At 57.7% G+C, this 7,476-nt stretch carries 4 protein-coding genes; 1 reads left to right on the top strand and 3 read right to left on the bottom strand.

Annotation, left to right across the window (positions count from 1 at the left end):
• Positions 1-589: 589 nt before the first annotated feature.
• The gene (locus M9Q49_RS09410; protein ID WP_254508473.1) at positions 590-790 is read right to left on the bottom strand and encodes a hypothetical protein; all 201 of its coding nucleotides are present in this window, start codon (positions 788-790) and stop codon (positions 590-592) included.
• A 632-nt stretch (positions 791-1,422) separates the two neighbouring features.
• On the opposite strand from M9Q49_RS09410, the gene M9Q49_RS09405 reads away from it, so the two are divergent.
• The gene (locus M9Q49_RS09405) at positions 1,423-2,715 is read left to right on the top strand and encodes a sulfatase family protein (protein WP_254508472.1); all 1,293 of its coding nucleotides are present in this window, start codon (positions 1,423-1,425) and stop codon (positions 2,713-2,715) included.
• 6 nt (positions 2,716-2,721) lie between these two features.
• Here the strand turns inward: M9Q49_RS09405 and M9Q49_RS09400 are convergent, their stop codons facing one another.
• Together M9Q49_RS09400 and M9Q49_RS09395 are read right to left on the bottom strand one after the other, a co-directional pair.
• Complete coding sequence (locus M9Q49_RS09400; protein WP_254508471.1) at positions 2,722-3,279, bottom strand: hypothetical protein; 558 nt, start codon at positions 3,277-3,279, stop codon at positions 2,722-2,724.
• Between the two features lie 134 nt (positions 3,280-3,413).
• Complete coding sequence (locus tag M9Q49_RS09395) at positions 3,414-7,139, bottom strand: beta strand repeat-containing protein (RefSeq protein ID WP_254508470.1); 3,726 nt, start codon at positions 7,137-7,139, stop codon at positions 3,414-3,416.
• Positions 7,140-7,476 lie beyond the last annotated feature (337 nt).

Below are 7,476 nucleotides of genomic sequence, written 5' to 3'. Positions count from 1 at the left end.
CGTTCAGGGCAGTTGGGTGGGAACTTTTTCACCAAAAAGACCGTTTTGAAGTGCGCGAGACTCACGGCGAATCGACGGGACCAGTGCTAGTTCGATGGATCGGCTGGCCTCCTTGCAATCACCGCCAGTTTCCAATTTCGTTTCACCGAGCAAGTGCGTTTCAGTAGTGCGCAGACACAGCATCGACTTCCCCAGACCTGGGTGATTGCCAATGAACAACGCCGCCGCCTTGGCACGGATGAAATGCGGGATCAGGACCGTGTAAGAAAAATTTCGAGGTAATTGGTGCGCCGGGGGGCGATCAGGTTAACCTTGAACGTGACAACGGGTTGGCAAAACAATTGCGTTTCTCTGCGGAGTTATGACCATGTACCTGACACTATGCGAAAAGGGTTATGGTTTCGTATCCCTTTAGCATCGCGTAGTTTACGCGAATGCGCCGAAATCTCATATTCGAAGGCAAAGGCTGAAATAGTCGCTGACGGAACCCAATAGCTGAAACGAAGCGGCATCTGGGAGCCGCCTTTCGGCGACTCCCAGAATAGATCATTCTTTTGGGCTGAGTTGTCGCTATGCAGCATCTTGCGAGTCAGCAGGCCGACTTCCTGTAGATTCCTCGGCGATCGCGGCCGCCTTTCGGTTTCGGCGCAGGCTTCTTCAGACCCTTCAGTGGGCTCATCACGCCGAACATCTCTTCCGCCCGATTGAAAGCCGCGAGTACGACGCTGATCACGCCTCGATGCGTTTCGGTGCTCTTCCACGTCGAGTGCTTCTCGATCCAGGTCGTCACGTGGCCCTTTTTGAGCTGCGCAACTGGCAACGCACCGCAAAAAGCACAGAGGTCGTTGAGCCATGTATGAGCAGCCTTCCAATGTGTCGCGGAAATTGTGCCCTTGCTCGCAGTACTGGAGATAATCAGAGCAGACTCGTGCCACGATCCATTCGCCTGAGAGAAATCCCGAGGGCCCATCGTCAGCCAATATGACTTTGACCTTAGCTATAGCCTGGAGAGCGGCTGATTGGTTTTGTCGTCCGCGAATTCGCTCGCCATTCTCATCAAACAGCGGCATTCGCTTCTTGGTTCCGGGCAGCGTGTAGTACCAGGCGTCCGTCTGTTTCCAGTGCCACGCCGAGCCATGCTGCTGCCTACGGACGATTCGCTTTCTGCCCGTGCTTACTCCTTTGTTTTCAACTTGTTGACCTGGCCTCGCAACGGATCAATACTGAGCCCGCCGCCACGTCACCCAAATTCAATGGTCTAGGTGTCAAATGTCATCCAATACGCCTGGAACTCAGCACGGATATTATCGCCGATTACTACACTCATTAGCTACACTAATCTTGGCCGCCCCGTTTCTCCTCCCGCCATTTCAGGCGGCATATTCGCAAGAAAATGCACCGAATGGCCATGTACCTAATTTAGTGCTAATACTTGCCGATGATCTAGGACAGATCGAATGCTCGCCGTACGCGCCGAAGGATGGCCCGACGCCTGCGACCACGCCCAACATGCAGCGATTGGCCAAAGCAGGGATGACGTTTTCGCAGGCCTTCGTTCCCTCGGCGAGTTGCGCGCCGAACCGCGCGTCTTTGCTGACAGGATTGAACATCGCTCGCCACGGCGCTGTCAATAATCACGACAAGCCGCGGCCTGCCATCAAAAAATGGCCCGCCTATTTCCAAGAGCTTGGCTACGAATTGGCGGCCTTCGGTAAGGTCTCGCACTACAAGCACACCGTCGATTACGGCTTCGATGAATTTGCATTTGATACCTTCCACGATCATCGCGGCATTGGCGCAGCCGTTGAGTTTCTGGAGAAACGCAATCCTGCCCAAGCCAAACCGCTCTGTCTGCTCGTTGGAACCAATTGGCCTCACGTCCCCTGGCCCGATGAGATCAACGGCTATGATCCCGCGAAGTTGCGTCTGCCGCCGACGATGGTCGAAACGCCGGCCACCCGTGACGCATTTGCTCGCTACTTGACCGCCGTGACCAAGGCCGATGCCGATCTCGGTGTCATCTACGATGCGGCGGAAAAGCATCTGGGGACCAATACCCTCTTCGTCTTCACGAGCGACCATGGAGCCCAATTCCCGTTCGGCAAATGGAACTGCTACGACGCCGGACTGCGCGTTCCGCTGATCGCCAAATGGTCCGGCGTGATCAAACCAGATTCGCAGACGAAGGCCATCGTGAGTTGGCTCGATCTGCTGCCGACCATGACCGACGCTGCAGGCGGAACACCGCCGGTGAGTGGTCTTGCCGCGGATCAAATTGACGGCCAATCCTTCTTGCCAATACTCAACGGCAAGCAGGAGAAGCATCGCGAGCAGGTTTTCGCAGCGCACAACCGCGATCAGCAAATGAACGTCTATCCCATTCGCAGCGTGCGAGACGAGAAGTGGAAGTACATTCAAAACCTGCGGCCTGATTTTAAGCACACGACGCACATCGACAAGCAGCCGGGCAAGAACGACTACTTCGCCACTTGGGTCGAGAAGGCCAAATCAGATGCAACTGCTGCGGAGTTGGTGAAGCGATATCACACGCGGCCCGCCGAAGAACTCTACGATCTGGCGGCTGACCCGTACGAAGAGCACAACCTGGCAACCTTGCCGGAGCACAGCGCCCGCGTGACAAAGATGCGTGAGGAAGTGAAGTCCTGGATGCTTCAGATGGGCGACAAAGGCCTAACCGGCCCTCCACCAAAATAGCCTCGGTTACTTCTTCGGCTGGTGAAAGGCGTCGTACTCGTCGTTCAAGTGATACTCGACGACGCCTTTGATTTCGTACGAATTGTCATCCAGCTTGGCAGGAATTGCCACTTTCTCCGGCGCCGGCAATTCCTTCGAGTGCCCGGGCTCGCGTCCTTCGTAGATCTTCGCCGGCTCCTTGTCCAAGTAAAGCAGTGTTTCTTTGATCTCGCCGAAGGGCGCTTGCCAGCCCTTCAAGTGCGTCTTCCCTTCCATCGGCACGCCGCTGGGGAAGTACTGATACACCTGTCCCGAAACCAACTTGGTGCCTGTGGCCAGCGTGTCGCCTTGATAGCGCTCGTGGATCACGAGCGGCACATCGCTCGAATTGGCGATGAAGAGTCGCGTTGTTTTCTCGTCGCGAACTTCGCGAATCGTCACCCCCTTGGGAAGCGACTTCGCGTCGATTTTCAGCGTGTAGCCGTAGCGCGATGGCGGAGGCGCTGGCTTCGTGCGACCTTGCCCGTAAGCAAGCGAGCCAATGGTTAGGATCAGTAACGCAATCGAACCGGCGCGGAAAATCATCAGACGACTCCAGTAGGCAGGCCAATGCTCGTCGGACTGCCCTGAATCTCTGGAACGATCACGCCTGCTGCTTCATTCTCGCGGTTGAGGGCACGAGAAGTAAAGGAGCAGGCGGTGAATCGCCAGCGGCCGCCTTACGGCAGGAGACCGAATTCCGAAGTGTTGCCAGTGGAGTCCGTGGCGGTGGCGCTAATAGCGCTGTAGCCCACAGGCGGCAGCTGTCCGAGGAAGGTGAAGCTGACCGTGCCGGCAGCACTGGTCTTCACGGTCATCTTGCCCAGCGAAATGCGGCCAGCATTTCCGCTGGTGGCATTGGCAAAGACTTCGATCGTGAAGGTCGACTTAGGCTTGCTCGTGAGCACGCCATTCACCTGCATGCCGAGCGGCTTGCGGGTTGCAGACATCAGCACCGGCGCGGCCTGATTGCCATTGGCGCCCGTGGCCAGATCGATGCCCAGCAGATCGTTGCTGTGGATCGAGTTGCCGAAGATGGTGTTTCGCAGGCCCGATTGAATCAGCACGCCGTTGTCGCCGTTGTTGGCAATGATATTGGCAGTGCTCGAATCGCTGCTCGTCACCGTGCGGCCGATCACGTTGTCGTTGCTGGTGGTCAGCTTAATGCCGTTAGCGCCGTTCGGCAGCGAAGCGACACCGAGTGCATCGGTTCCAATCAAGGTTCCGAGCACAGTGTTCTTGTTCGAACCCACCATTTCAATGCCGTTGCCGACGTTGCCGCTGATCATCGTCGGCAGATCAGGATCGGTCGAGCCGATGGTGTTCGCCGACGTTCCGGTTCCCAGGTAGACACCGGCCAAGCCGTTGCCGAACGCAGCCGCGCCCGACACATTCGTGCCGATGTAGCCGTTCGAAACCGTGATGTGGTTGGCCTTGCCAATGATGGCCACACCGTTGCCGCCGTTCGCCGAAATGACGTTCTGCGGAATGATGTTGAACGTCGGCTGCGGGCCGCCAATGATCAGGTGATGGGCCGTGCCGCCCACTTCCACGCCGTTGCCGACGTTGCCCATCGCCGACATGCCGTCGGTGTTCATACCGATGATGTTGCCGGTCACGCGCACGTCGGTGGCAGCTCCCGAAATCTCGATGCCGTCATCACCGTTGCTGGTAACGACGTTCGTGCGAATCAGGATGTTGCCGCCGGTCGACGTGATCAACATGCCGTCTTGGCCGTTGCCCAAGTTCGTATTGGTGCTGAACGCGGCCAACCCGACGAACGAGTTGTACGTGGTGAAGTAGCTGGCCTTATCCTTCACGACAATGCCGTTGAGCGTGTTCGCGGCCACCACGTTGCCGAGCGGAATCGGACCGCCCATCGTTGTGCGCTTCGAGGTTCCTTCGATCACGACGCCGTTGAGAGCGTTGCCAACGTCGGTGTCGTTGTCGGCCCCAACACCGAAGAAGTTGGCTTGAATCGTCGTGTCGTTCGAATCCTTTACCCGCAGGCCGTTACCGCCGTTGCCGCCGATGACGTTGAAGAAGACAAACGGATCCTGCAGCAGATTGCAGCCGATCAGCGAGTTGCCGCTGGCGTCGACAATGGCCACGCCGTCGAGCGTGTTGCCGAGCGCCGCGACGCCCGAGGCCGTCGTGCCGATAAAGTTGCCGCTCAGCTGATTGGCCGAGGCCTTGCCAGTGATCAACACACCGTTGGCGTTGTTGCCCGAGATGAGATTTCCTTGCGGCGGGCGAGCGAAGATATCATTCGTCGGATCGTTGCCGCCGGTCGCTTCGCCACCAATCAAGTTCCGCTTCGAAGAATTCGTGATCAGAACGCCTTGCTTGGCGTTCCCCAAGTCGATCGCACCCGTGACATCGGTACCGATGAAGTTCATCGCGACCTGATTGTCATTGGCGGCGTACAGACCAATGCCGTTGTCGCCGTTGCCGCTGATCACGTTCGACAACTGGAATTCGCTGTTGACGGTGGCCTGGTACGAAATCGGGCCATCGTCGCCTACGACGAGACCGACGACTTGATTGCCATAGACCGAGTTGGAGCTCGATACGTTGGTGGCCGGGTCAACATCGGGATAGTTGAGATCAACCCAAGTCGCCGTGCCGAACGTGCCGTCGTCGTTGCGACGCACGGTCACAAACGAACCCTGCGTCGGGTTGCCCGTGCCGGTCTGCACCGAATCGGCGTTCAGTGTGTACACACCCTTTTCGACGCTGCTAATGCCTTCGAAATGAGTGATGTAGTTCGTCCCCTGCGGGCTGCTGAATGACTTCCAGTTCGTGAACTCGCCGGTCACCGAGTCGTAATCGACCATGTACGCATTGCCGATCGGCCGGTTCTGGTCGGCGAAGTTCTCGCCGGGCGTCAGGCTGTAACCGCCGACAATCGTGTATTTCGTGTCGCCGTTGTACCAAATGCCGTACGCCGTGTTGCTGAGCGAACCGGGGTAGACAATGTCCTCGATGAACGTGTCGGTGGCGAGGTCATAGATATACGCATGGCCCGGTCCAAGCGGCAGGTTGTTCGTGCCGTGAGCCACCGGGCTGTCGTAGTTGCCGACAACCAGGCCACCCATCGTGCTATGGACGTAGTTGTACTTGGCGCCGGGATAGTCAATCGTGCGATAGTTGCCACCCGTGCTGAGATCGCCAGTTTCACCTTCAAACACGAAGCCGTGCACTGTTACCGGCGCTGTGGCAAAGTCGGAATTCTTATAACTGCCGACCAGACGCAGATCGTCGCCATCCAAGTTGTCCGGGCCATACACGCTCGTGGTATACGCGTTGGGGTAATTGACCGCGTAGCTGTCGCCTACGCCGTCGATGGTCCCTTCAAACAGCAAGCCGTCGTCACCCGACGTGCCGACCATCAGATACTCGCCGTCGGTATCGGCAGCGCGAATCCCCTGCCACGCGCTCACCGGCACCGTGACGTTATCGGTGTTGTTGTAGGTCACGCCGCTAACCGGATCAGAATGGCCAATCAGGTTTTCCGTCGCGTTTTCGACCTTCACACCATCCTTGGTGTTGCCCAGCGCCGCTGCGCCCGTCGCGGTAGTGCCGATGTAGTTGCCGCTGACTTCGTTGAGCTTGGCTTTGCCGTTGATCAGAATGCCGTTCAGGTTGTTGCCCGAAATGACATTCGCCGCAGCGCCGCCGATGATGTTGCTCGCCGCCGATGCCGTCACCAAGATGCCGTTGTTGGTGTTGCCCTTGTCGAGCAAGCCGGTCTTGTCGGTGCCGATGTAGTTGCCCAGCACGAAGTTGCTTGAAGAACCATTCAGGTTAATGCCGTTGTCACGGTTGCCCGAAATGACGTTCCGCGTCAGAGCCGTTTCGCCGCCGATCGTGTTGCCCGAACCCTTGACGACTTCGATGCCGTTGCCCTTATTGGCAGCAGCCGTCACGCCATCGAGATCGAGACCGATGTAGTTGCCAACGACCAGCACATTGGTGGTGTTCGTCAACGTGATGCCGTTAGTGCTCGAGTTGTCGAGCGCCAGCGAGCGAATGGTCGAACCGCTCGCGCCAGTGGCGAGCCGCAAGCCGGCGAAGTTCTTGAAGTCCAACTTCACGACCGGCGCCGCCGTGAAGCCCGGCGCGGTGTTGCCGTTGATATCGACCTCGCCGGTAACGATCGGCAAGGCAGACTTCAGTTGAATCGTGCCAGCCACGTTGAAGCTGATCGTATCAGCGCCTTGCGCGCTGTTGGCATCGATAATGGCTTGCCGCAGCGAACCCGCACCGGCGTCATTCAGATTGATGACCGAGAAGCCGCTCATCACCGCCCGCCCCTCGAGCTGCTCAATTCGCAGGGCAGTTCGTGCTGGCTTCTTGTTGGACGATTTGCGAGGCTGGGGATGCTGGCTGAAGAATGAAAGCATGGAAGTGGCTTGCCTATGAGGGTGATCGTGCAATCGTCACCAGTGACAGCCAGCAGCGGGCAGCGAATAGAACATGAGCCCTGCCATCAGAGCGTTGCCATCGAAGTGCCCTCAGCTGCCCGCAGAAGGTTACTGGCTCGGTGTCAGGTATGTGCTATCGACTATCAGTCGCACGTTCAGCAGTCTACCTCGCACACATATAAGAATTCATCTTTGCTACGCACATCTGAGTTCGCTGGGCCACCCAATTAGCCCAATGTTTGTGACAGCGAGTAGGCGTTTCCGCAGAGATACTCGCAAGTCGATCTCGCTGACGTCCGCATGGCAGCGGCGCAGA

It is taken from the genome of Anatilimnocola floriformis (genome assembly GCF_024256385.1).
GTDB classification, from domain to species: domain Bacteria; phylum Planctomycetota; class Planctomycetia; order Pirellulales; family Pirellulaceae; genus Anatilimnocola; species Anatilimnocola floriformis.
Note: the sequence above shows the minus strand (reverse complement) of the source record. Positions and strands in the feature narration are given on the sequence as shown.